The sequence below is a fragment of the Daejeonella sp. genome, from assembly GCF_030695525.1.
In the GTDB taxonomy this organism is placed as follows: domain Bacteria; phylum Bacteroidota; class Bacteroidia; order Sphingobacteriales; family Sphingobacteriaceae; genus Daejeonella.
The window spans coordinates 53,385-76,052 of sequence record NZ_JAUYSS010000027.1; the positions used below are offsets into that span (position 1 = coordinate 53,385).

Here is a 22,668-nt window from a genome sequence, read left to right on the forward strand (position 1 = left end):
TAATTATCTCTGGAACTCAAGTTCCACAAGTTTCAACTCATCCCTATCCCCATAATTGATTATAGCAGTTGCGGTATATTTACCTTTAGCCAGATTTAAAGGAAGGACTTGCCTAACCAGTCGTTGATCACCGGGTAAAGAGAATATTTCCTGATCATCGAGTTTCTTCTTTTCCCCGGATTGGGTATTCAGTATCTCCCATTTGACTTTCCCTTCAAGCCATTGTTTACCTGTATTATGGAGCTTTAATTCAAGATATCCACTCGATGTATTATCATCTTTATCAGGTAGCACGTCTGTAAAATCCAAAACCTCAATATCCCTTACATCAGCCTGGGAAAATGAATGGTAGATTTTTATTCCCATTCTGACACTTACTTTAATTGAAGTTCCATCAGCTGCCCTTCCATCCCCGGGATTAAGTTGTGTTAGAAACATCATGGCAGTATGCACCGGAATTTCTGTATTTGCATCTGCAGGAACACTGAATACTACATCCAATTCTCGCTTTTCTCCTGGTCTGAGAGTAAAATATGATCCGGGCATAACCCTGATCCATTCGGCAGCAGAGGTCTTAAGCGTTCCAGCATCATAGGTCTGGTTATTACCCAAAGAGTCGTAATCCCAGTCATTAAGAGATACCCCGATCTCAAGATCCTTATTATTGGGGTTGCTTACCACTATTTTCTGAGTACCTGCGCCACCCGGGGCAAGTTTAAAATATAATTTGCCCGGGCTAACAGTCATGCCTGCTTGTGCCATAAGATTCTGGCTAAAACCAAGCATGGCTACACAAAGGATATAGAAAATATTTCTTTTCATAAGTATGGTATAAAAAAGGCCTTTTTAATAAAGGCCTCAATATAACGATAAAACCGCTCTTATATCTTACGGTTGTGTTACTGTATAGGTTACAGGAATCACATTTAATCCTGTTGTCTTACCTGCATATGCACCACCAGCACCAATCAGATAAGAAATATTGAATTTGTTGGTAGCATTTGATCCACTCCATGAACTGTTAGATGCTGTGATCACTGTTGCAGGACTTGAGCCTGAAGCGGGTAATGTTACTGATGAACCATAGGTGATGCCGGCAGTGTTACCATTGTTTGTAGATCCAATTGCAGACGTAATTTTTATTGATCCGGGTGCTAAAGCCGCTGAACCCGTTACTGTACCTGCTACCGCTTTAACCACATAGCCTTTTGAACTGGTCACACTTACATGGTCGGTTGCTAAGGCTGTGATACCATTGGTATATTTTGCCTCAGTATCGAAATTTACATCCAATGATGCAGGTTGAGTAACACTGAATGATAAAACATCAGATAAGGTGATGTTCAAATTTGCAGTCTGTGCGAATGATTTAGTGCTTAATAATGATACTGCTAAAATTGCGATGGTTATAATTACTTTTTTCATGATCTTATTTTTCTGTTTTTTATTTTGTTGATGTTGAATAGGTATAGACAAATTATAGACCAATGTGCCAAACAGTACAATAAAGGCCTTTTCAGGTAAATTGGGGGATATATTAAGGGATATATTTTCCCAAATGGGGAATTGGATACTCAGAATAGTAGTGAGTAATAAGTATTGAGTAGAGAGTATTGAGTAGAGAGTATTGAGATTAAATCCTATTTCATTTGAAAATTTAAGCCATGATGGAATTATGGATATAAAATTTCCCGGACCAGGTATCATATAAGAGCAGGAAGCTCTAATCTGAGTTCGGCTTATGAGCTAAAAAAATACTTTATAATTGGTCAGATAAGGCTCATGACCCACAATAATGTGATTTTGGAAAGCAATACCTGTGTATTATAGTACAGTTCATCCCTTTCCTCCGGGGTTTTCCGGCACGAAATCGCATTCTACATCAAATTACCAATAGCCGGAAGCTACCTCCTCCGGCAAGGTTTATTTTACGCGGAGCTGTTTTTCATTGGGAAGGGCAGACCGGCAAAAGAACCATTTTGCCATGTGAATCGAACACAGGATACTACTTTAGTATAATAGTATAAATAACAGGAATTAAGACTGTTCCAGGCACTCTCCCTGCAAAAGCACCATCTGTGCCAATTAAATAGGAGATGTTGAAAGTATTCGCTGAATCCTTACCATTCCACGATGCATGATCTGCTTCAATAATGGTTATTTGCTTATTTATCTGAAAATTTGGAGGTAGTGCCGAATTAATATGCAGTCCATTCAGATTACCCCTGTTCCCGGTACCCAGTTGAGGAGTAATTTTTATTGAATTTTTATCCAGTTTCGAATCACCTGTTATGTCTCCGATAGCAACTTTTACAATATAGGCTCCCGAACTTACAATATTAATGTGATCCCTGATTATGGCATTGATTCCCTCATCATACTTTGCATAGCCGCTTCTACTTAGCTCAATTGCAGGAGGATCGCTTATTCTGACAGATATGACTGTTGGAGATAAGGTAATATTCAGGCTGGTACCCTGAGAATAAGCTGTTTTGCTATAATGGATAAAGAATGAAAATACCGAAATAATTAATATTTTCTTCATATTCAGGCTATCCAGGCAAGCTCAGATTCAATAAATAATGTCAATACTACCTTAATTTTCATAAACATTAATATAAATCCTGATTTATATTAATTTATGTTTGTTATGACAATTCCAGTTGAATGTATTGAACCAATTCCCGATTTAAAATTATCCCACATAATTACCCGTAAATCCTCAGGGCTGTAGAACCGTAAAAATCACAGGGATTGTAGGGGGAACCCCACCCTTTGCGGGTGAATAGGTGGATTCAAGAGAATAATCAATGTCAAATTTATTTTCAGGATTGATGCCATTCCAGGAAGTATTAGAAGAAGAAATAACTGTGACGGCACTTCCATTTAATGCTTCCAGTTGAACTCCCCTTCCAAAAACAAGTCCGGATGTATTTCCCTTATTTGTTTTGCTGATATGTGAAGTTAAACTAACCTGTGATTCCCTATCATTTGAAGCACCCGATACGGCCCTTACTTCATAGCCCCGTGAACTGATCACGGTAATATGATCAGGCACTTTGGCGACAATACGGTTTTTCATTTTGCCTGTATTGATGTATTCCAAATCAAAGTCTTGTGGCTGACTTATCGTAAATGACAACGCATCCAACAATTTTATGCTTAAGCCCGGAGACTGTGCATACACCATAGAATGGGTCAGTACCATAAAATAAAATAGAAATAGAATAAATACTTTTTTCATAATGAATTGAATCTCATGTGAGAGAATAAGCATTGAATGAGTGGTTAGTAAACCACTCATTCAATTCGCTATGTGAATTAAATGAATCTACTGTTGTGTTACTGTATAAACTACCGGCACCACATTCAATCCTGTTGCTTTACCTGCGTATGCACCACCTGCACCAATCAGGTAAGAAATATTGAATTTATTCGTAGAGTTTGATCCGTTCCATGAAGTATTGGCTGCTGTAATAACCGTCGCTGCTGATCCACCTGTTACCGGTAAAGTTACTGAAGAACCGTATGTGATACCGGCTGTATTACCACTGTTAGTAGCTCCAACTGCTGAACTTATTTTTACTGATCCGGGTGCGATCGCTGCCGAACCTGTTACTGCCCCTGCGATTGCTTTAACTACATAACCTCTTGAGCTGGTTACACTCACATGGTCAGTTGCCAGGGCAGTGATACCATTCGTATATTTTGCTTCCGTATCGAAGTTCACATCCAATGATGCCGGTTGAGTTACACTGAAAGATAAGACATCAGATATGGTGATGTTTAAATTTGCAGTCTGTGCAAATGATTTGGTACCTAATAATGAAACTGCTGCTATTGCGAAGGTGATGATTACTTTTTTCATGTTCTTGTTTTTTGTCTGTTTTTAATTTGTTGATGTTGATTAGCTATAGACAAATTACAGACCAAGTGCCAGAGAGGCTGAAAAGAGGTTTTTTTGAGAATCACGAGGAAATTATATGGGATAATTTTTCCCGAATGGGGAATGGGATACTCAAAGGAGTATTGAGTACAGAGTATTGAGTATTGAGATTAAAGGCTGCTTAATTTGGCATTTATTGGCAATAATAAAAAAACTGAATAATGATTACTCAATTATTTTAGGGAATGCGAAACCCCGTAATTCGTAATTCGTAATTGATAATTCGTAATTGGTAATTCGTAATTAAACCCAACCTTAGCCCAGATATTCCCTGTTAAACGTCCTGCGGAGCTCGGTTATTGATGACTGAAGTCTGGATCGTAAAATTCCAACTGTAATATTTAGTTCCTCGGCAGCCTGAACATGCGTATATCCTTTAAAGTAGATCAAATCCAGTGCTAATCGCTGATCTTCATTGAGAATGTTCGTCATATCCTTTACTCCAATCAATTCAGGATTATACGAAACCTGAAATTTCTGATCGATCTGCTGAGTTGATTCAGATAGATTTTCACTGACCGTATAATTCCTGTAATTAACGCTTCTAAGATAGTCTATTGAAATATTCCGTGCTAATCTGGCCATCCAGGTATACAACCTTCCCTTTCCGGGGTCATACTGTTTAAATGATTTCCAAATCTTTATGAATGTTTCCTGGAGCAAGTCCTGAGCCACCTCTTCTATCACCACTATTGTAGAAATTACCCTGTATAGTGAATCTGAATACATCCGGTAGAGCGCTGACATCGCACTTCCTTCCATATTTTTTAAACCTTCAATCAGTTTATCTTCAGATATGCGGAGCTTTTTACTCCTTCCGATTCTACTTTTCTTCGAATCTTCCACATGAATATCCATTGTTATCATAATATCATTACGATTATTATTTAAAATTGGATGTCCAACATGAATTTTAGATGAATTTTAAAAAAAATAAAGTGATCACGCGTTTAGTCCAACAGGATGTCGATTCAATAGGCTTGAATATCCCGTGAAGTGGCAACAGCTTAGCAGGGAAAAATTTATACAATCTCCCGAAATTACGGATCCGGGGCTGCTGAACACATACCTATTTTACTGTTGCTTTTTATAAAATGATAGGAAACCCTGCAGAAATCTATCCATCTTTTTACCATAATCTTCATCAGTCATAACTCCACTTGCAAACAAATTCTGAACCTTTGGTGTGATGAGATATTGTGGGTAAGCAATTCCCTGTAAGGTAATAGCATATTGCTGCAGATTTTTTGCCGCACTTATTCCGCCCAGCATACCTGTTGAAACACTGATTACACCAAACACTTTTCCGGCATATTCCTTAAAAAAGTAATCCATACTGTTCTTGAGACTACCGGGATAACTGGCATTGTGCTCAGGAGAAACAATCAGAAAAACATCAGTTTCATCCAAGCGGGCTTTTAAATTCTTCAAGGTATCCCCGGGTGAAGGATGGGAATCAAATGTATAATCCAATAAAGGCAGATTTGTTTCCTTAACATCCCATAACCAATTATCAGTCGACAATTTGTCTAATCTATTCTTAACCTCCAGCGCAACCTGATGAGATTGTCTGCCGGGCCTGGCACTACCTGAAATAATTGCAATTTTCATAATGTTCAATTATCATATATTAACGTAAGTAATAGAAAAAAAATATAAATCAATACTGAATCACGCAGCGGATTTTATAATGGGAAAGATAATAGCAGAAATAAATCTGTGATGATAAATTGAGAATTATCATGGATTTACAAAATTCATATGCAAAAAAAGGGTGCCCAAAATAATTGAGCACCCTCATTTGAATTAAAAAAATTAAGAACTACCTCTTTCTTATTTCAACTCTGCGATTTAACTGCCGCCCAGATTCAGTATCATTCGAAGCTAGTGGCGTAGACTCTCCAAAGCCTCTGGTAATCAAATTATTAGCATTAATACCGGCAGTAACCAGATAGCTTTTTACAGCAGTGGCCCTATCAATAGAAAGAGTCATATTCCTTTGCTCACTACCTTCAGCCGAAGAGTGTCCGTTAAGATTAAAGCTCATGGAAGGAAATTTCTTCATCTCTCTGGCTATTTCGTCAAGTACAGAATAGGATGAAGTTTTCAGAACCGAAGAGTTGAATTCAAACAATATATTTTTATAGTTGAATGTTGGCTCAGAAACAATAGTCTCGGGGCAACCACCATTTACGGCAGAACCTGGCTTATTTGGACAATTATCTTTGGAATCAGGAATACCGTCACCATCTGTGTCTGCCTCAACAACAGCAGCTTTTGGTGCTTCCTGAACAGTTGCCGGTACAGGGGCAGCCGGCGCCTGACTGATAATCTTTTTAGGTTTACAGGAAGAAAATAATACCATTGCAGTAAAAATTGCAATGGCAAAAATCGAAAATGTGCTTTTAAAATTTCTCATTTCTAGCTTAAATGGTTTAATAAATTATTGGAAATAAAACTACTATTTACTTGCTTTTTAACCAAACTAAACGGAAATTAATTATGAAAAGAAGTCAAATAGGCACATAGAAAGGGGAACACACCCGTTTTTCCCGGTCAAAAACAAAGAAGCCAGACTGCAAATTCATACAGGCCGGCTGTAATCTGTTTTGTTCAGCTAAAAAAATCACCACACTATACTTATATATCCTCTTTTTTGTCCTCCACCATTCGGAAGTTCAATAATATAATAGTAGGTATCTTCCGGAAGCAATGCTCCCTGATATATTCCATTCCAGGCATTATTATAGTTGGTCGCGTTATAAACCAACCTGCCCAATTTATCGAACACCCGAACCAGATTATTTGGATACTTATCAATATTACGTATCACCCAGGTATCATTCTTTGCATCCCCATTCGCTGAGATAAAATTTGTTGCAATGATCTCATTATCAGACTCAACAGTAATTTCACTATTCCGGGATGATCCACGTAATGACATCAGGGTCGGAGCTGACAGTTCAGGTGCCGGTAATGAAATGCTCAGATTACGGATCTCATGAAAATTGCTTGCCCCTCCGGTAGATCCTGCAAAACCATAGCTTAAATTTGCCGGCATGGTATTCCCAATATAAGAGTAATTCTTTATCAGATGATGGTTTATACCACCCGGGTATGTTCCTTCCAAAATCCAGACATTCAAGATAAATCCGGTTCCCGAGCCATTTGGTTTCATCTCAATTTGTGCTTTACGATACCCATTGCTGCCGCTAACAAGACCCTCAGCACCTGCTGTTCTGCCATCCACATTTCCAGCTATTGTAAATCCTGATCCTGCCCCGGCTGCATTCATTGCTGCCAGATTGGTGGTTTGGATATTCGTTAAAAATTCATAGTTTGACCCGGCAGGACTTCCTGAACCTGTTCCATTGCCATCACCACGGAGTGTTAAGGAACTACTTCGCTGGCCCGGGCCTCCCTGACGACCTGCGGTAGCTGCACTGAAATTTCCAAATTCATCAAATCCAAAGCCTAGGTAAGCCTTACTTAAACCAGGTGAAGAGGCATTTTGGGCATAGCCCAATGAACCTCCGGGTGCCCCAATCTGAAAGGAACTATTCGCTGTTGCATCATATAAAAAGAAACTCAGTCCATCACCCCCGGTGCCACCATAAGTAAAATACTCAAAGCTTATGGATAGTCCTTGAGCAGAGGGAAATGATTTGGTATTTCTGGCGAAACCTGACTGGTTTTTTGCATTAGGATTTAATCGGAGATAACCTGCGCCTTCGGCATCCAGATTCCCTGAAGTTAGTACAGTAATCCCACCCAGTACCAATCCTGAGGCTGTTGAATTCCTAAAGCTTTCAAAGTATGGTAACCCGCTCTGAGCCAATACATTGATTGTTACAATAGCCGGACTTAATGCATATAATATGCTATCTGTACCATTCCATTGAAAAACGTTTGATCCAATATAACCCGGAGTGGGAACAAAGCTGATCTGATTTAGATCAGCAAAAACAATTTCCTGATTCACTGTAATTTCTGCACCATTTAACTTAAGCGTACCATTTATTGGGAGACTAAGAATTTTAACTTTTTTGAGTGTTTTATTTTCCTGACTACTGAACTTTGCTGTAAAATCTGCTTGTGTAAATGTAAATGGGGTATTTTCCTGGGCAGTCTTTGTGATATTTGCAACAAGAGGTGCCGCCATTTGTGCCGGCAGGGTAATCTGTAGGTTGCGTACCTCATGAAAGTTATTCTTCCCTCCTGTTCCGGCAGAAAAGCCATAACTCAGATATTCAGGAATCGGATTCGTGGGTACATAATGATAATCCTTGATCACATGATGCACTATCCCGCCGGAGGAATTTCCCTCGGTAATCCACACATTCACCTTTAAGCCTGAACCCGAACTATCAGGAACCATATTGATTTTAGCGTTGCGATAACCAGGGCTTAAATTACCCGGGTTACCTGATACGCGACCATCAATCCCGCCGGCAATCTGAAATACATTACCTGCACCTGCAAGAGCCATAGCACTTGGATCAGTAGTTTGAATTCCGGTTAAGTACTCATAATTAGTTGAGATTGCCGCATTCCCATTTCCATCACCCCGTAGCGCTACTGAGCTTGGTCGCTGGCCGGGTCCTCCTTGTCTTCCTGCAGTTGGGTTACTGAAATTCCCAAATTCATCAATACCTAGCCCCAGAAAGGCTTTTGAGATCCCGGGGTTTGAGAAATTCTGGGCATAGCCGAGAGATCCCCCAAACCCTCCAATAGAAAATGGATTTACTGAAGCATCATACAGGAAAAATGCCAGTCCATCAGCTCCTGAACCTCCATAAGTAAAGTAATCAAAGCTGATCGAGAGTCCATCTGCAGTAGGGAAAGCAGTTGTATTGCGGGCAAACCCTGTCTGATTATTTGTATTTGTAGTTAAACGAAGATAGCCCTGAGCATCGGCATCTATTCCTCCACCGGTTAACATGGCTCCATTTGGACTACCACCTAAGATCAAGCCTGCGGATTCAGAGAACTTAAAGCTTTCGGCATATGGCAAAACAGAAGAACGCACTACAGTTACTAAATACGTTTTGCTTGTCTCTCCGTCACTTCCTGAAACCAGAATAGTAAACATATTACTTCCAACAATTAATGGAAGGTTTGCAGAAGGACTGCCGCTAAGAATTGTGGCACCGTTTAACTGTATAGTTCCCAAGGCATCACTATGGAAAGCAGTTAATGCAATTGAAGCTGTTGAATATGGAACAGAAACAGTATATGTAGTATTGGTTGAAGAAAAAACCGGACTTAAAACACCTTCGCTTAGAGTCAAATTAGCTAAATCAGCAGTAATTTTTGCATCAACATCATATGCCCCAGCATCTGTGGGATATTTCCTCGGATTTTTTTGCAGATCCAGGTTGATTGCATTAATCTGTGCTGATACAAAATCTCTGCCAACAGACGTATCTGAAAGGTAACCAGATACTCCATTAATCTCTACAAAACTCAATGATGAATAAGCTGCAAAACTTGAACCCTGGCCCCGGGAAAAGTTTGTTTGATAATTGGCAAAAGTAGTTGGAAAGGCAAGCCTAACTGAGAGTGTTGTATTCCCTGCATCGAGTCCTGAAAACTCCAAAATATTGGAAGTTGTTATAAAAAGGTTGTTTTGTTCGGAGACGAAATCATTGGCAATTGTAGGTATATATCCTGCGCCCCTGTAGAAAGTGATTCCAATGCAGCTGTTATAGGGATTATCCCCTTTTGCAGCGATTATATTGCCCTGAATATCAAGGATTAGCCTAACATCAGGCATAGAAACAGCCCGGGCACTGGCCTGTTTGGTATCAAAGGTATTATGATAAAGTCTGATCCCGGTAGAGCCCTGTATGTAAACATTCTCAAAAGTATGTTGTGAAAATGAGTTCTGAATAGTGATCATTTCTGAACTTTCAATATGAAATGCCGCTTTATATCCCGTACCCGTATTCAATGAAAAATTGGTGGCTTTACATCGGTCAATCTTTATATTCTTGCTGGAAATAATATAAAATGGCTGCTTCTGATTCTGATCTGTTTCTATATCTTGCAGTAAAAGATTATTGATTCCACGGCACTGAATCTGCCCATAATACTTTGCTCCACTGCTCTCAATTAGTTCCTGGTTCCTGGTATCTTTCAAAATCACATTTCGGATTGTGACATCATTCAGTGTATAGGAAGCATCTGTTCTGCTCTCAGGCTGACCGCCAACTGAATTAATTATTCCAACCTGGATGGCTATCCCCGTCAGTTCGCTAAGGATTACCTTATCGATCAGAACATCCGAAATATATGGCTGATTTGTTCCGTTAGCAGCCCCTATTCTGATTCCCCTCATTCCCTGATGAAGAATCAAATTAGTGTACCTTGTATCTGCGGTATTAGCCTGCTGACTGATCAGCGCACCCGAATAATTATCGCCGAAAGCTGCTCCATCAGCAGTATACTTTCCGCTTCTTAATTGGAGGCGGTCAATACGAACATGGCTCATTGCTACTCTAAAAATATCAGAAGTTATTCCCCCAGCATCAATCACAGGATAAGACATCAGACCGTCTTTACCCTTAATTGTGAGTGTATTATTTGAATTAGCATAATTCAATGTCCACTTTGAACCCAGCGCATAGGTACTGTCACGATTAAATACAATAGATATGTTTGTATTGATGTTAAAAGTAATCATGTATGATTTAACCTCAGCAATCGTATTAAATGTTGCTAATTGGATGTTATCAGAATCCCTTCTCACCGATATTGCCAATGGTTCTACTTCAGGAATTGTCTCCGTTGAAAGATTAATTACCGGAAGTTTTGAATAGGTAAGCATCCTGCTTCCATTACCAGAATCTAAGGCATTTCCAAGTTCTGCTTTATAGGTAAGTGTAACCACATCCGTTGAAAGAAAGTCATTCTGGCAGCTAATCTCCCAAATGAGCCCCCCTGAATCAGGCACTTCAGAAACCGATAAAACAGTATTTCCTTCTACTTCATATGCTGCAGCTATGGATTGAGATATGGGACGATCGAGCTCAAAACGTATCTTATCAGGTGCTTCAGCGAATATCTTAGCTGAACTTGCGATAATAGTCGGCCTTACAGGCAGTGTCGCAGGATCGACCGGAGTAATTTCATTTAGTTGAATATTAACCAGCCCTGTTGCAGGATTAAAAGTAACTGCCTTAATATTTTCAGTCCAGGTAATACTGTCAATCTGAGCATCCGAATTAATAATCAGGCTCAACAAGCGATGCCTAACGGTTTTTTGAAGTCCGGACATATCAAAACTGATATTCAGATAGCCATCAGGGCTCAAAGAGACTGATTTTCCAGACCCGTTCTCAGCAGCATGCATTGTTTTCTGATAGCCCAGATATTGATCCAAACTCAAACCAATAACATTATCCCCGGCAAGCGACTGCATATACTCAATAACCTGTCGGTAGTAGGCAAAATTACTGGTGCCGATTTCTCCCGGTCCATGGCTGAACCAATTATACATCAGCGGTTTAGTCAGACTCCTGTTGTAAGCCGCCAGAATGTAAGCTTTATGTTCATTAACAAGGGCCGGATTATTAGTTTCCTGCCAGTGATTCCTTCGAAAAAAATAAGGATTCTGAACTGCTGCATAAACATCTTCAGAAAAGGCATCCTGAGCCAATGGTACAGCACCATCCTTCAAAGGTTCAACACCAGCCTGGCTTGTAACATCCATTCCCATGCTGTTGGCACCGTACCTGAATCCAATCTGAGTGTCGGGTACAACCAGGGATTCCGGACTAAAACCCAGATGATCGAAAGCCGCCTTATTATTCAGAAATATCTGCTTATACCGGTCTTTCTGTAACACTGCAGATCCACCAAAGCCATGATTCATAAAATCAAAACCCCGCTGTAAACCCGGGCCATTCGCAGTTACTGTGGCCAGTTGAGGCCAGGAAATATAGTTTCCTCCCTGAGCCAGCAGATCAACACCATTGATATCGTGGATAAAGCATGCAACCGAAATATTCCAGAAAAGATCATTTCCGCATCCATCGGTTGATTTCACCCCGGGACTGATAAAGCCTCCTGCTGTTTGGCCGCCCCTCAGGTATGGGTACATCAGGTTATATACAGTCGCCGGACTATCATCAACCTGAAATATGCTGACCATAGATTTGTTGTATGGATTCTTTGCGTGACTATAAGTGGCGTAAGTAGGGTTAGTAAGCTTTATTCTAATTGTATATAGATCAGGACTTGAAACAGGGTCCTCTACCGGGTTGACCACTATATTTACATCCGCATCTGTTATTGCATATAAGCCTCCTGGGTCAGCAGCATTCCATTTAAAACTATCTGAGCCATTAAAATCTGCATTGGGAACATACCTCAGATTTGGGATATCAGCAGAAAGTATCTCCTGATTGACAAATAGGGCTATCCCATTTAACTTCAATTGACCATTTAAGGGAAGTGTACTTATTCTGATTTTTGACAAAACATCCCCATTAGGGTCTCTAAAACCCGAAATCCCCAAATCGGGACTGTAGAAATCATTTAAACTGAAGGGAATAGCTATATCTTCATCACCTGATTTGGAAAGATTGGAAATCAGGGGACTTTTTGGAGTTCCTGCGGGGACCAATATTTCAAGATTGCGGACTTCATGAAAATTATTAGCACCACCGGTAGAAGAAGCAAAGCCAAAACTTAAGTTTGAAGGTATAGCCGAATGAGGAATATAAGGCTGATCAATGATGATATGCCTTTCTAAGAGTTCCGTTCCCAATTTAAGGTAAACATTGGCCTTATATCCTGTTTCCAAACCATTTGGTTCCAAAATAATTCTTGCCTTTCTATATCCGGCTTCATCAGCATCAAGTGAGCCTCCGACTGCAGTTCTACCATTTTGGCCACCTGCAACCTGAAACGGAGAACCTGCCCCGATTGCAGACATTGAAGCTATATCAGTTGTTTGAATACTTGTGAGATATTCATAATTACTATTTGGCACCGAACCGGCTTGCACGGTTCCGGATCCATCACCATCACCTCTTAACGTCACTGAACTGGGTCTCTGACCCGGCCCTCCAACCCTTCCCTGTATCGGGTTACTGAAGTTCCCGAATTCATCGAACGCTATACCTATAAATGCCTTACTTAAACCGGGCAGGCTCAAATCGCTCCTTGGGGAATATCCCAAAGAACCACCGAATCCCCCAATGGTAAAGGCAGAAGCAGCATTCGAATCAAACAGAAAGAAGTTTATCCCATCCGCACCGGACCCCCCATAGGTAAAATATTCAAACCTGATTTCTATACCGTCTGCAGAAGGAAAATTTTGGGTGTTACGGACAAAACCACTTTGAAAGGCTTGATTGTTGGTTAAGCGGAGGTAACCTGATCCGATAGGATCGATTCCGGAACCAGCAGTCAAGACTGCAGTACCTCCTAAAATTATGTTAGTTGCTGTGGGGCCTTTGAAACCTTCCCGGTAAGGGAATTGAGCAAAAATATTTACTGCCCAAAACATGGTGAGCAAGAAAAATGATATCCTAATAAGAAATTTTGTCATCAAGCCCGTTTGTTAGTAAATTTCATATTATTGGGTACCCTTTGAATTGAAATGAACCATATTCAAGAACTCTATAAATAATCAAGAAGCAAAATTTTACTCTCATTTAATAAATTTAATTTCAAAGTTAAATATCTAGATATTTTGGGGATACAATATCAATTTATGAAAAAATAATTCCTTAATAAAAACCATTTATATCGTTTCTATATATTACTTCAAACTGAATAAATTAGATCTTAAACGGTGGAACTAATTACCTGGAAATTTCTTACAACTGAATGACTCACAATTCAATTAAATCCTGTCAATTTGCGCATTAGAAAATTATTTAGAATATGGAATCACTCAAAGGAAAAAATGCTATAATTACTGGTGCTGGAAAAGGAATAGGCAGGGCGATCGCATCAGCTCTGGCTGCAGAAGGAGTAAATCTTGGTTTGATATCCCGCACAGTCAAGGACCTCCAGGAACTGAAAGAGGAACTAAAAAAATATCCGGTTAAGATTTCAATCGCTGTTGCGGATGTTGCAGATATAGAGACTGTTAATGCAGCAGTTAAATCCATTCAAAATGAACTCGGAAGTATTGATATTTTAATCAATAATGCGGGAATTGCAAAATTTGGTAAGTTTTTAGACCTGCAACCTTCTGAATGGGAGGATCAGATCCGGGTTAATTTGTTTGGGGTTTATTATGTAACCCGTGCGGTATTACCACAAATGATTGAACGCCAGACTGGAGATATTGTCAATATATCATCAACCGCAGGTTTGAAAGGAAGTCCGATGACCAGCGCATACAGTGCCTCAAAATTTGCAGTTATGGGACTCAGCGATTCATTAATGCAGGAAGTACGAAAACATAATATCCGTGTTACAGCACTCAACCCAAGCACTGTAGTTACAGATCTCGCAATCAGTGCCAATCTTTTAAACAATAATGAGGATCGGGTGATGCATCCGGAAGATTTCGCCGAATTGATCGTAGCACAGTTAAAACTAAACAGAAGGGTTTTTGTAAAAGACGCCTCTATCTGGTCAACAAATCCATGATCTATTAATTATTTTAATTCTTGAACCAAGAATCAAGAACCAAGAGTCAAGACAAACTATTTCCTTTAAAGGTCATATATTCACGTAAGCCTGATGGCATAAACTGACCCATTTTAGTTTAGACCCCTGTGACTTTATTATCTAAATAATATAGTGTAGGTTGTGGGCATAATTAGCAAGCATTAAGAATGACAAAGCATTTTATAGAAGATGAAAAAATTGGATGGGAACAGATAGATGCAGGTGTTCAGCGAAAGATCATGGCTCATGATCCAAGTCTGATGATCGTGAAGATCAAATTTGAAAGAGGCGGGGTCGGTCCCTTGCACAAGCACCCTCATGTTCAGATTACACATGTACAAAGTGGAAAGTTTGAAGTAAGCATTGATGGTAAAAAACAAGTGCTTAAAGAAGGAGATGCATTTCTAGTAACTTCCAACCTGGTTCATGGTGTCCTATGCCTTGAAGAGGGAATTCTGATCGACACATTCAGTCCGATGCGGGAAGATTTTCTCTGAATTTCCGGGTAAAAATAGTTTTGCCTTTACTCCATCTGATCACATCAGTCAGCAGTGGGATCCTGTCAGCAGTTACATTCCCTTCTGGGTCCTTAAGTCTGAATTGCTGTAATTCCTTGTATGTATAATCAGATACTTTTCTGCTGCCGTTTGTAGTCCGGTCAAGTGTTGCATCATGCATCAGCACAACCAAACTATCTCTGGTCAGCGGAAGGTCATTACCGGTATATTTAAAATAAGATCTAATCTCTGAAGCTAAACAATAGTGAATAAGAACCAGCTGAGGCAAAGAATATTTAATCAGGAGATTGTAATGACTGTTTCATTACCCGGGAAGTTTTATGATCGCCAGTATGACTCCAGCCAGGAGGCATGAAAATATACAAGAACTTATTCTTAATTCCCGGAGCACAGTAAACATCCTTTGCCAGCGCAGTAATTTCCCCAAAATAAGAATCCAGAAAACTATTTGGTTTCATTTGCCTGGTAATTCCATATTGAATTTTGATATCATCCCGTTCGGGCTGATAAGTCTTGAATACTTTATCCCATATATTCAGCAAATTGCAGTAGTTCATATCCATGTATTCGACATTTTTGGCATGATGTACCCGGTGATGTGATGGGGTTAAAATAAATTTTCCGACGATTCCCATTCGTCCATTTTTCATCATCGATTCTCCTATATGAATAAATGAACCCCAGGTTCCGTCGATGAACATAATCACAAATAACATTGCAGGAGGCACCCCCAGCAGCATACAGATAGTTGTTCTAATCACATCCGCATATGGAGCTTCGAGAAAGAAATGGGCATGAGAAACTGCCAGATTCATGCTTTCAGGGGCATGATGTGTGGAATGCAAACACCAGAATAAACGCACCTTATGCCCAAAATAATGATAGACAAAATGAGCCAGTTCCCAGATAATATAGCCGTAAATAAACCAGTACCAGGTAAACTGAATGCTCATGATTGCATACTTCTCAAATAAGCCAATACATATCATGGTCATACCTATGGCCAGGTACCTGCCTATAATTGAATTCATCACATAAGAAAAAAATGAAATCTTATATGAAACAACCTTAAACTGCTTATATAGCAGTCCTCTGATTAATTCAAGTATCAATATAACTGGCAATAATGGTGCAATTGCCCCGCGCATTCCTTCATAAGTAAGCAGGGACTCGTAATTACCAGATTTGATAATTTCAATAAGTCCATCAAGACTAAAAAAGCCCCATATCTGCTTTAAAATAGTGTCAACAAATTCCATATTAAGGATTGATAATCAATTAAATTTAGAGATTAGAATTCCAATTTAAAAGTCCTGTACGCTTTATGCTTTCAGCTATTAGCTTAGTATCCTGCTGCCTGCCCATCCTTTCTTGATTCGGATGCGCCGAAATAAACCTTTCGAACCGGATCCCAACGGATAGCCTGATAACCTCCATACATCCCGTTAATGTAGCCAACCTGGTGCCCCTTGAGCATTAATTCCCTGATCACATCATAAGAAAATCCGCTTTCAAGCGTAATCATTCCTCCTTTTGGAGCCATACCTTCACCAGTCGGTTCAGAAGACCCTTCATGGTTAATCCTTGGAAAATCTCCTGCTTCCTGAATATTTAAGCCAAAATCAACCACATTCATCACAATTTGTACATGTCCCAATGGTTGAAAAGAACCACCCATTACCCCAAAACTCATTACCGGCAGACCGTCTTTGGTCATAAATGCCGGAATTATCGTTTGAAAGGGTCTTTTGCCCGGTGCATAGGTATTATTTTCACCCTCTTTCATCACATTAAACAGCTCTCCCCGATCCTGAAACATAAATCCAAGTCCGTCGGGCATCATCCCGGAACCAAAACCCCTGAAATTACTCTGTATAAGGGAAACCATATTTCCGTCCTTATCGGCAACAGTAAGATAAATCGTATCGCCGTCCTTCATTGCCGGATTTCCTGCATCCACTCTTATTGCAGCTTTATCAGGATTTATCAGCTTTCTTCGTTCAGCAGCATACGATTTTGAAATCAATTCCTTAAGCGGGACTTTGGCAAAATCCATATCGGCATAAAATTTAGCTCTGTCTTCAAAGGCAAGTTTTTTAGCCTCAGTGAATAGGTGCACATGTTCAGCACTGCCCAATTTGATCTTTGAAAAGTCATAACCCTCCAAAATGTTGAGCATTTGCAAGGCTGCTATCCCCTGTCCGTTTGGAGGTAATTCCCATACATCATAGCCTCTATAATTTACAGAAACAGGTTCCACCCAGGTGGAAGTATGTGCAGCCATATCTTCATAACTCAAAAACCCACCGTTCTTCTTCATAAAGGCATCAATGGTACGTGCCATATCCCCTTTATAAAATACCTCCCTACCCTCTTTTCCAATCCGCTCAAGGGTATTGGCCAGATCAGAATTTTTGTAAACATCTCCCTCCTGCGGCAAATTTCCATTAGGATAATAATACTTTTTAACATTAGGGTAAGAACCATATAAAGCAGGTACCGCCTTTACTGAGTTTGCTAATTCACCATGAACAGGAAATCCATTTCTTGCGTATGAAACAGCTTTTTCGAGCACCTTTGTCATAGGCATAGAACCAAACTTCTGATGCAGCTCAAACCAGGCATCCACACATCCCGGAACAGTGACCGGCAATGGTCCCTGGGATGGAATATGAGAAATTCCCCGTTTTCTGAACTCAGCAAGGCTCAGTGATTTCGGCGAGCGGCCGGAACCGTTCAGACCATATAATTTTTTTGTTTTCGCATCCCAAACAATTGCATACAAATCTCCACCGATACCATTCACATGAGGCTCTACAACCCCTTCCATTGCATTGGCTGCAATGGCCGCATCAATCGCATTTCCGCCAGCCTTTAAAATATCGAGCGCAACCTGTGTTGAAAGTGGATGGGATGTCGCAGCCATCCCATGCTGGGCAATAACCTGCGAACGTGTGGCCCATATTTTCCCATAAGGACGATCCTGGGCACAAATACTTAGTGGTAGAATTAAAAATAGAATTAGCTTTTTCATGTTGAGAATTTGGAATTTAAATATAATGGATTTGGAGGCAATAATTTGTCTATTATTCAATTTGTCTATTTGTCGATGGGAGTATAATCTTTCCATTTGTAAATGGATGTCTTGGGCAAATCGACAAATCAACAAATCGACAAATTTTCAAATCATCAAATCATCTAAATAATAATCAGGTCATTTTATTCAGCAGATAATCAATCCTCAGTTTCAATAATTATTTTTGCAGAATAAAAGAAGGGTTTTTGATCTTTTACACGCTGAAAAATGGAAGAAAACGAAGAAAAGCCTGACCTGGTGGTTTGGGATAAGGAAAAAGGCTATTATCAAAAGGGGTTAAGTTATGGCAGCAATGTGAGCGCCCCGGCAATAAATCTCGAAAATGTAGGTGGTTGGAAGCAATCCAATGCGGAACTGGCCAACAAGAATTTTAAAACCAAATTCGATGAGCTAAAGGAAGAATATGAAAAGTTGGTGAATGAAGTTCAATTGAATGAACTGGTCTATTCTGCCAAATACAATTTCACTCCGGTTATGGGACAGGTATATCACCTTTACAGTAAATCGGATGATACATTATTCCTTTCCCTGATCTCTCCTGATAGCTGGAATCAAAAATATCTGGGTTCCTTCAAATTAGATGCAAGCCATAAATGGTCAAAAACCGAGATTCTGAAATAAGTCTAAAAGTGTAACCGATCTAAGCCTACCCAAACAATTCAGTTAAATTTAATTTAAATTATTCAGCACCACTCCGGTGAATCGTTCGACGGATAAGTTCTGCACTTGCTCCGGGTGCCCAACTAAAGCTGTGTTGCCTTCATAGCTTCCTGCAATTGCCAACGTCTGGCATGGGAAAACACCTATTTTACTTCGCTGTTTGCATTCTTTAAATAGAAGATCCCTAAGTTCATGAACGGGATATTACCAATTTTCGCCACTGGCCTGATTATTGAACTAATCTGTCTATCCTAATAATAAATATACCAGGTAATATCAATTATTTGAACTATACTACAGAACTGTCTATTGAATGATTATCAGTACTCTTTTTGTAAACTCATTTAAGAACAAGTTAATATAACCTCTATCCGTCAACCTTACCATGTAGTTCCATTAAGGAAAGACAATTAGTATCCTGATGTTCTGTGGCCTTTGCTACCTGCCATCAGATTGTTAATAAGATAATTACATGAATATAACAGCTAAATACATCCATAAAATTAAACGAAATTGCACCAATCCCGGTGATAGCGAAGAGGACCTGATTTTTTGGCGAAATAAACTGTTTGCAACCACGATCATCTATCTATTACCCTTATCACTTATTGCACTGATACCAGGCATTTACTGGAGTTTGAAGATTAATTTGTATGTCCTTGCTTTGATCGACATAATAACGGTTTTATGCATGATAATTGTCGGATTTTTACCCCAGATTAAGCTCATTTTCCGCAAGGCAATACTCATCTCCTGTGCTTATCTCTTTAGCATCGCTATCCTTTATTATGTGGGTTTAAACGGACCGGGACTTCTCTATTTATTAACAACCTGTATTTTCAGCATTCTGATCTTCTCAACTGACCGGGTCTATTGGTCTGCCTGGCTGAATACTTTTATCTGTGTGATCTTCGCTTTGCTCGTACAGTACAATATGTTACCTCAAGGAGACCTGCGTAACCATAACATCGGCGAATGGATCGCAGTTTCAACTAATCTGATTTTCCTGAGTTTTTTATGTGTTGCTTTAATTCCCCTGCTCTTTAAAGGTTTGCAAAAAACCATCACAAAAGAAAGGAAATGGAAAAAAGAACTGGAAATTGAGAAGCAAGCCCTATTTGAAGTATCCGCAGCTTTGAGGCAGGCACTGAACGAAAATATCAAAACAATGGATTCTTCCCTGGATGTGATTTGCGCGGTGGATGCAAAGGGCGTGTTTTTAAGGGTAAGTGCAGCATGTGAAGAGATGTGGGGCTACAGAGCAGATGAACTTATCGGAAATCGCACCATTGACTTTGTTTATCCAGAGGATCGCATTAAAACCCAAAAAGCTGCTGACAATGTTTTAGCTGGAAAGAATGCAGTGAATTTTGAAAACAGGTATGTACATAAAAATGGCTCTATAGTGCCCATCTCATGGTCTGTCCGCTGGGATGAAAAAGATCAGATCAGATATGCGGTAGCAAGAAATGTAAGTGAAAAGAAAAAGCTGGAAAAGGCGGTCGAATTTGAAAGACAACGGTTTTATGACCTTTTTCTTGAAGCCCCGGTAAGTATAGGGGTAGTCAGCGGCCCCGATCATGTTTATGAAGTAGTTAACCCCCAGTATCTAGAACTAATTGGTATAAATGATATAATAGGCAAATCTGTAAAAGATGTTTTACCGGGTACTGTTGAACAGGGTTTCATTTGTATTCTGGACAAGGTTTACAAAACCGGCGAAACCTTTTCGGCTAATGAGATGCTAGTAAAACTGGATATCGGGGGAAAACTTAGAGATAAATATCTGAATTTTAGTTACCAGGCGCACAGAGATAATAATCAGGAAATTGATGGCATTTTCTTTTTTGCTGTTGATGTAACAGAACAGGTTTTATCCCGTAAGCGCATTGAAGTAAGTGAATTACGACTTAAAGAATCTCAAAGAATAGCACATTTAGGCAGTTGGGAGATTGATATGAAAAGTCAAACCCACACATGGTCTGATGAAATATATAAATTATTGGGGGTGGAAAGAGCAGAGGTGATCCCTACCCAAGAAGCATTTCTTTCCTTTATCCATCCAGATGATCTGGAGTATGTAACTAATGAAATGGAGCATGCGTTAAAATCTCATGCAGATTACTCTTTTGATTTCAGATTTATCACCAGAGAAGGCCTGACCAGATACGGAAATAGTTTAAAACTATCAGATTTTGACACTAATCTCAACCCTATCCGCGTTTACGGCATTGTTCAGGACATCACTGAACGAAAAGAAGTGGAACAGCAACTCCGAAACAGTGAGTCATTTAACCGGGGTGTTTTAGATTCACTAAACTCCAACATTGCCGTAATTAATTTTACCGGAACTCTAGTTGCCGTCAATGAATCCTGGAATATCTTCGGCTTTGAAAATGGCGCACACACCACAACGTGCACTGGTATTGGAAGTAATTATTTTGAGGTTTGTTCCAAAGCCGAAAAAGATGGAGAAGAATATGCAGGAACTGCATGCGCGGGAATAAAAGATGTAATGAATGATAGGGAAGATATTTTTTATCTTGAATATCCATGCGACTCCCCTGAGGGAAAACGCTGGTTTGGCATGCGTGCATTAAAATTTGAAGGCAATCAATCTTTGGTCGTAGTGTCTCATCAGGATATTTCCGAACGCAAGTTTGCGGAGTTCGAACGGAGCAGGGTTGCCAAAGACCTGATCCAGCGAAATAATGATCTGGAGCAATTTGCCTATATCATTTCTCATAATCTGAGAGCCCCTGTAGCCAATATCCTTGGCCTTATCAGCATCCAGAACATTCCGGACTTAAGCCAGGAGGAAAAGGAAGAATTAAATCAGGGTCTCTTTGAATCCGTTGACAAACTGGATGACATAGTCAAAGATCTTAATCAAATTCTACAGGTCAGCACTACCTTGAATGAAAATAAAGAGCAGGTTAATTTTTCTAAATTGGTAGAAGACATAAAGATCAGTATTAAAAATTTGATCGAACTGAAAAGGATTGAAATAGGATACGACTTTTCAGAAATCAACACATTCACCACCTTAAAAAGCTATATCTACAGTATTTTTTATAATCTGATTACCAATAGTATTAAATACCGCCAGCCTCAGATTCCCTGTATTATTAATATTGAAAGTCATCTGGTGGACAGGAAACTTCAATTAATTTTTACTGATAATGGTTTGGGAATTGATCTCGAAAGACAGGGCGATCAGGTTTTTGGCTTATATAAAAGATTTCATCCTTCTGTAGAGGGTAAAGGTCTGGGATTGTTTATGGTAAAAGCTCAGGTTGAGAAACTGGGTGGTAAGATAAGTATCAGGAGCGAGGTGAATAAAGGATCTCAATTTACAATAGAATTTGATTGGGATAATAAGTAGATGTTAACAAAGGAGTAGAAATATTAGGAATTGAAGATCTTTCAAACTAGCAAGACTATCCGTCGAGTTTCCATCGATTACCTAAATTGACTTTTTCGTACAACATTAATTACTTTCCATCGAGTTTCCCTCTGGTCGGTGTTATCACCGTACCAGTAGCACACCTCACATGGTCGGTGAATAACATTGACCAGAGGAGCAATCGCAAATAGATTGCCCGGCACACCCTTAGAACGATTAGTCCCCCGAAACATTCGAATAAAATTAATTACTTTCTGTCGAGTTAGCAGAGCTTCTCAACACTCCTTTAAAATTCAAAGCGATGGAAACACAACACAGGGATCTAAAAGCGACTTTTTGGATTAATTGAATATAAAACTAAATTAGCGCCATCATAAAACAAAATTCTATTTCAGACATGACCCTT

General features: G+C 39.6%; 16 protein-coding genes. 4 read left to right on the forward strand and 12 right to left on the reverse strand.

Annotated elements, in window-relative coordinates:
* Nucleotides 1-3: 3 nt before the first annotated feature.
* The 9 genes from Q8S11_RS06315 to Q8S11_RS06355 all read right to left on the reverse strand — a co-directional run bounded on the left by Q8S11_RS06315 (nucleotide 4) and on the right by Q8S11_RS06355 (nucleotide 13,463).
* Nucleotides 4-822, reverse strand: a complete 819-nt coding sequence (locus Q8S11_RS06315; RefSeq protein ID WP_305661234.1) for a hypothetical protein — start codon at nucleotides 820-822, stop codon at nucleotides 4-6.
* A gap of 66 nt (nucleotides 823-888) precedes the next feature.
* Nucleotides 889-1,425, reverse strand: coding sequence for a hypothetical protein (locus tag Q8S11_RS06320; protein WP_305661235.1), 537 nt, complete (start codon nucleotides 1,423-1,425; stop codon nucleotides 889-891).
* A 580-nt stretch (nucleotides 1,426-2,005) separates the two neighbouring features.
* Nucleotides 2,006-2,545: a hypothetical protein gene (locus tag Q8S11_RS06325; protein WP_305661236.1), complete on the reverse strand. Its 540-nt coding sequence runs from the start codon at nucleotides 2,543-2,545 to the stop codon at nucleotides 2,006-2,008.
* Between the two features lie 177 nt (nucleotides 2,546-2,722).
* On the reverse strand, nucleotides 2,723-3,244 hold the full coding sequence (locus Q8S11_RS06330; protein WP_305661237.1) for a hypothetical protein: 522 nt from the start codon (nucleotides 3,242-3,244) through the stop codon (nucleotides 2,723-2,725).
* An 87-nt stretch (nucleotides 3,245-3,331) separates the two neighbouring features.
* Nucleotides 3,332-3,868, reverse strand: a complete 537-nt coding sequence (locus Q8S11_RS06335; protein ID WP_305661238.1) for a hypothetical protein — start codon at nucleotides 3,866-3,868, stop codon at nucleotides 3,332-3,334.
* A 333-nt stretch (nucleotides 3,869-4,201) separates the two neighbouring features.
* On the reverse strand, nucleotides 4,202-4,813 hold the full coding sequence (locus Q8S11_RS06340; RefSeq protein ID WP_305661239.1) for an RNA polymerase sigma factor: 612 nt from the start codon (nucleotides 4,811-4,813) through the stop codon (nucleotides 4,202-4,204).
* A gap of 207 nt (nucleotides 4,814-5,020) precedes the next feature.
* Complete coding sequence (locus tag Q8S11_RS06345; RefSeq protein ID WP_305661240.1) at nucleotides 5,021-5,557, reverse strand: NADPH-dependent FMN reductase; 537 nt, start codon at nucleotides 5,555-5,557, stop codon at nucleotides 5,021-5,023.
* Between the two features lie 211 nt (nucleotides 5,558-5,768).
* Nucleotides 5,769-6,365, reverse strand: a complete 597-nt coding sequence (locus tag Q8S11_RS06350) for an OmpA family protein (RefSeq protein WP_305661241.1) — start codon at nucleotides 6,363-6,365, stop codon at nucleotides 5,769-5,771.
* Between the two features lie 207 nt (nucleotides 6,366-6,572).
* Nucleotides 6,573-13,463, reverse strand: coding sequence for a gliding motility-associated C-terminal domain-containing protein (locus tag Q8S11_RS06355; RefSeq protein WP_305661242.1), 6,891 nt, complete (start codon nucleotides 13,461-13,463; stop codon nucleotides 6,573-6,575).
* A 380-nt stretch (nucleotides 13,464-13,843) separates the two neighbouring features.
* Between Q8S11_RS06355 and Q8S11_RS06360 the strand changes: the two genes are divergently transcribed.
* Nucleotides 13,844-14,560 carry a 3-ketoacyl-ACP reductase gene (locus Q8S11_RS06360; RefSeq protein WP_305661243.1) on the forward strand — a complete coding sequence of 239 codons (717 nt, stop codon included), beginning with the start codon at nucleotides 13,844-13,846 and terminating at the stop codon, nucleotides 14,558-14,560.
* A gap of 188 nt (nucleotides 14,561-14,748) precedes the next feature.
* Nucleotides 14,749-15,078 (forward strand): cupin domain-containing protein, encoded by a 330-nt coding sequence (locus Q8S11_RS06365; protein WP_305661244.1) that lies wholly within the window; start codon nucleotides 14,749-14,751, stop codon nucleotides 15,076-15,078.
* Here the strand turns inward: Q8S11_RS06365 and Q8S11_RS06370 are convergent.
* The 3 genes from Q8S11_RS06370 to ggt all read right to left on the reverse strand — a co-directional run bounded on the left by Q8S11_RS06370 (nucleotide 15,050) and on the right by ggt (nucleotide 18,133).
* A complete protein-coding gene (locus Q8S11_RS06370) occupies nucleotides 15,050-15,367 on the reverse strand; it encodes a glycerophosphodiester phosphodiesterase family protein (protein WP_305661245.1) in 318 nt (105 codons plus the stop codon). The genes Q8S11_RS06365 and Q8S11_RS06370 overlap by 29 nt on opposite strands.
* A 7-nt stretch (nucleotides 15,368-15,374) precedes the next feature.
* Entirely contained in the window at nucleotides 15,375-16,358 is a 984-nt protein-coding gene (locus Q8S11_RS06375; protein ID WP_305661246.1) for a sterol desaturase family protein, read from the reverse strand.
* Between the two features lie 83 nt (nucleotides 16,359-16,441).
* Nucleotides 16,442-18,133, reverse strand: coding sequence for a gamma-glutamyltransferase (gene ggt, locus Q8S11_RS06380; RefSeq protein WP_305661247.1), 1,692 nt, complete (start codon nucleotides 18,131-18,133; stop codon nucleotides 16,442-16,444).
* Nucleotides 18,134-18,403: 270 nt separating this feature from the next.
* Here ggt and Q8S11_RS06385 point away from each other — a divergent pair, with 270 nt between their 5' ends.
* Together Q8S11_RS06385 and Q8S11_RS06390 are read left to right on the forward strand one after the other, a co-directional pair.
* A complete protein-coding gene (locus Q8S11_RS06385) occupies nucleotides 18,404-18,817 on the forward strand; it encodes a DUF2452 domain-containing protein (protein WP_305661248.1) in 414 nt (137 codons plus the stop codon).
* Nucleotides 18,818-19,328: 511 nt separating this feature from the next.
* Nucleotides 19,329-22,241 carry a PAS domain S-box protein gene (locus Q8S11_RS06390; protein ID WP_305661249.1) on the forward strand — a complete coding sequence of 971 codons (2,913 nt, stop codon included), beginning with the start codon at nucleotides 19,329-19,331 and terminating at the stop codon, nucleotides 22,239-22,241.
* The last annotated feature ends 427 nt before the right edge of the window (nucleotides 22,242-22,668 follow it).

What these genes read in the sequence shown, in the direction of transcription:
- Q8S11_RS06315 (WP_305661234.1), bottom strand. Translation starts at nt 822, where the DNA reads ATGAAAAGAAATATTTTCTATATCCTTTGTGTAGCCATGCTTGGTTTT.
- Q8S11_RS06320 (WP_305661235.1), bottom strand. Translation starts at nt 1,425, where the DNA reads ATGAAAAAAGTAATTATAACCATCGCAATTTTAGCAGTATCATTATTA.
- Q8S11_RS06325 (WP_305661236.1), bottom strand. Translation starts at nt 2,545, where the DNA reads ATGAAGAAAATATTAATTATTTCGGTATTTTCATTCTTTATCCATTAT.
- Q8S11_RS06330 (WP_305661237.1), bottom strand. Translation starts at nt 3,244, where the DNA reads ATGAAAAAAGTATTTATTCTATTTCTATTTTATTTTATGGTACTGACC.
- Q8S11_RS06335 (WP_305661238.1), bottom strand. Translation starts at nt 3,868, where the DNA reads ATGAAAAAAGTAATCATCACCTTCGCAATAGCAGCAGTTTCATTATTA.
- Q8S11_RS06340 (WP_305661239.1), bottom strand. Translation starts at nt 4,813, where the DNA reads ATGATAACAATGGATATTCATGTGGAAGATTCGAAGAAAAGTAGAATC.
- Q8S11_RS06345 (WP_305661240.1), bottom strand. Translation starts at nt 5,557, where the DNA reads ATGAAAATTGCAATTATTTCAGGTAGTGCCAGGCCCGGCAGACAATCT.
- Q8S11_RS06350 (WP_305661241.1), bottom strand. Translation starts at nt 6,365, where the DNA reads ATGAGAAATTTTAAAAGCACATTTTCGATTTTTGCCATTGCAATTTTT.
- Q8S11_RS06355 (WP_305661242.1), bottom strand. Translation starts at nt 13,463, where the DNA reads ATGTTTTGGGCAGTAAATATTTTTGCTCAATTCCCTTACCGGGAAGGT.
- Q8S11_RS06360 (WP_305661243.1), top strand. Translation starts at nt 13,844, where the DNA reads ATGGAATCACTCAAAGGAAAAAATGCTATAATTACTGGTGCTGGAAAA.
- Q8S11_RS06365 (WP_305661244.1), top strand. Translation starts at nt 14,749, where the DNA reads ATGACAAAGCATTTTATAGAAGATGAAAAAATTGGATGGGAACAGATA.
- Q8S11_RS06375 (WP_305661246.1), bottom strand. Translation starts at nt 16,358, where the DNA reads ATGGAATTTGTTGACACTATTTTAAAGCAGATATGGGGCTTTTTTAGT.
- ggt (WP_305661247.1), bottom strand. Translation starts at nt 18,133, where the DNA reads ATGAAAAAGCTAATTCTATTTTTAATTCTACCACTAAGTATTTGTGCC.
- Q8S11_RS06385 (WP_305661248.1), top strand. Translation starts at nt 18,404, where the DNA reads ATGGAAGAAAACGAAGAAAAGCCTGACCTGGTGGTTTGGGATAAGGAA.
- Q8S11_RS06390 (WP_305661249.1), top strand. Translation starts at nt 19,329, where the DNA reads ATGAATATAACAGCTAAATACATCCATAAAATTAAACGAAATTGCACC.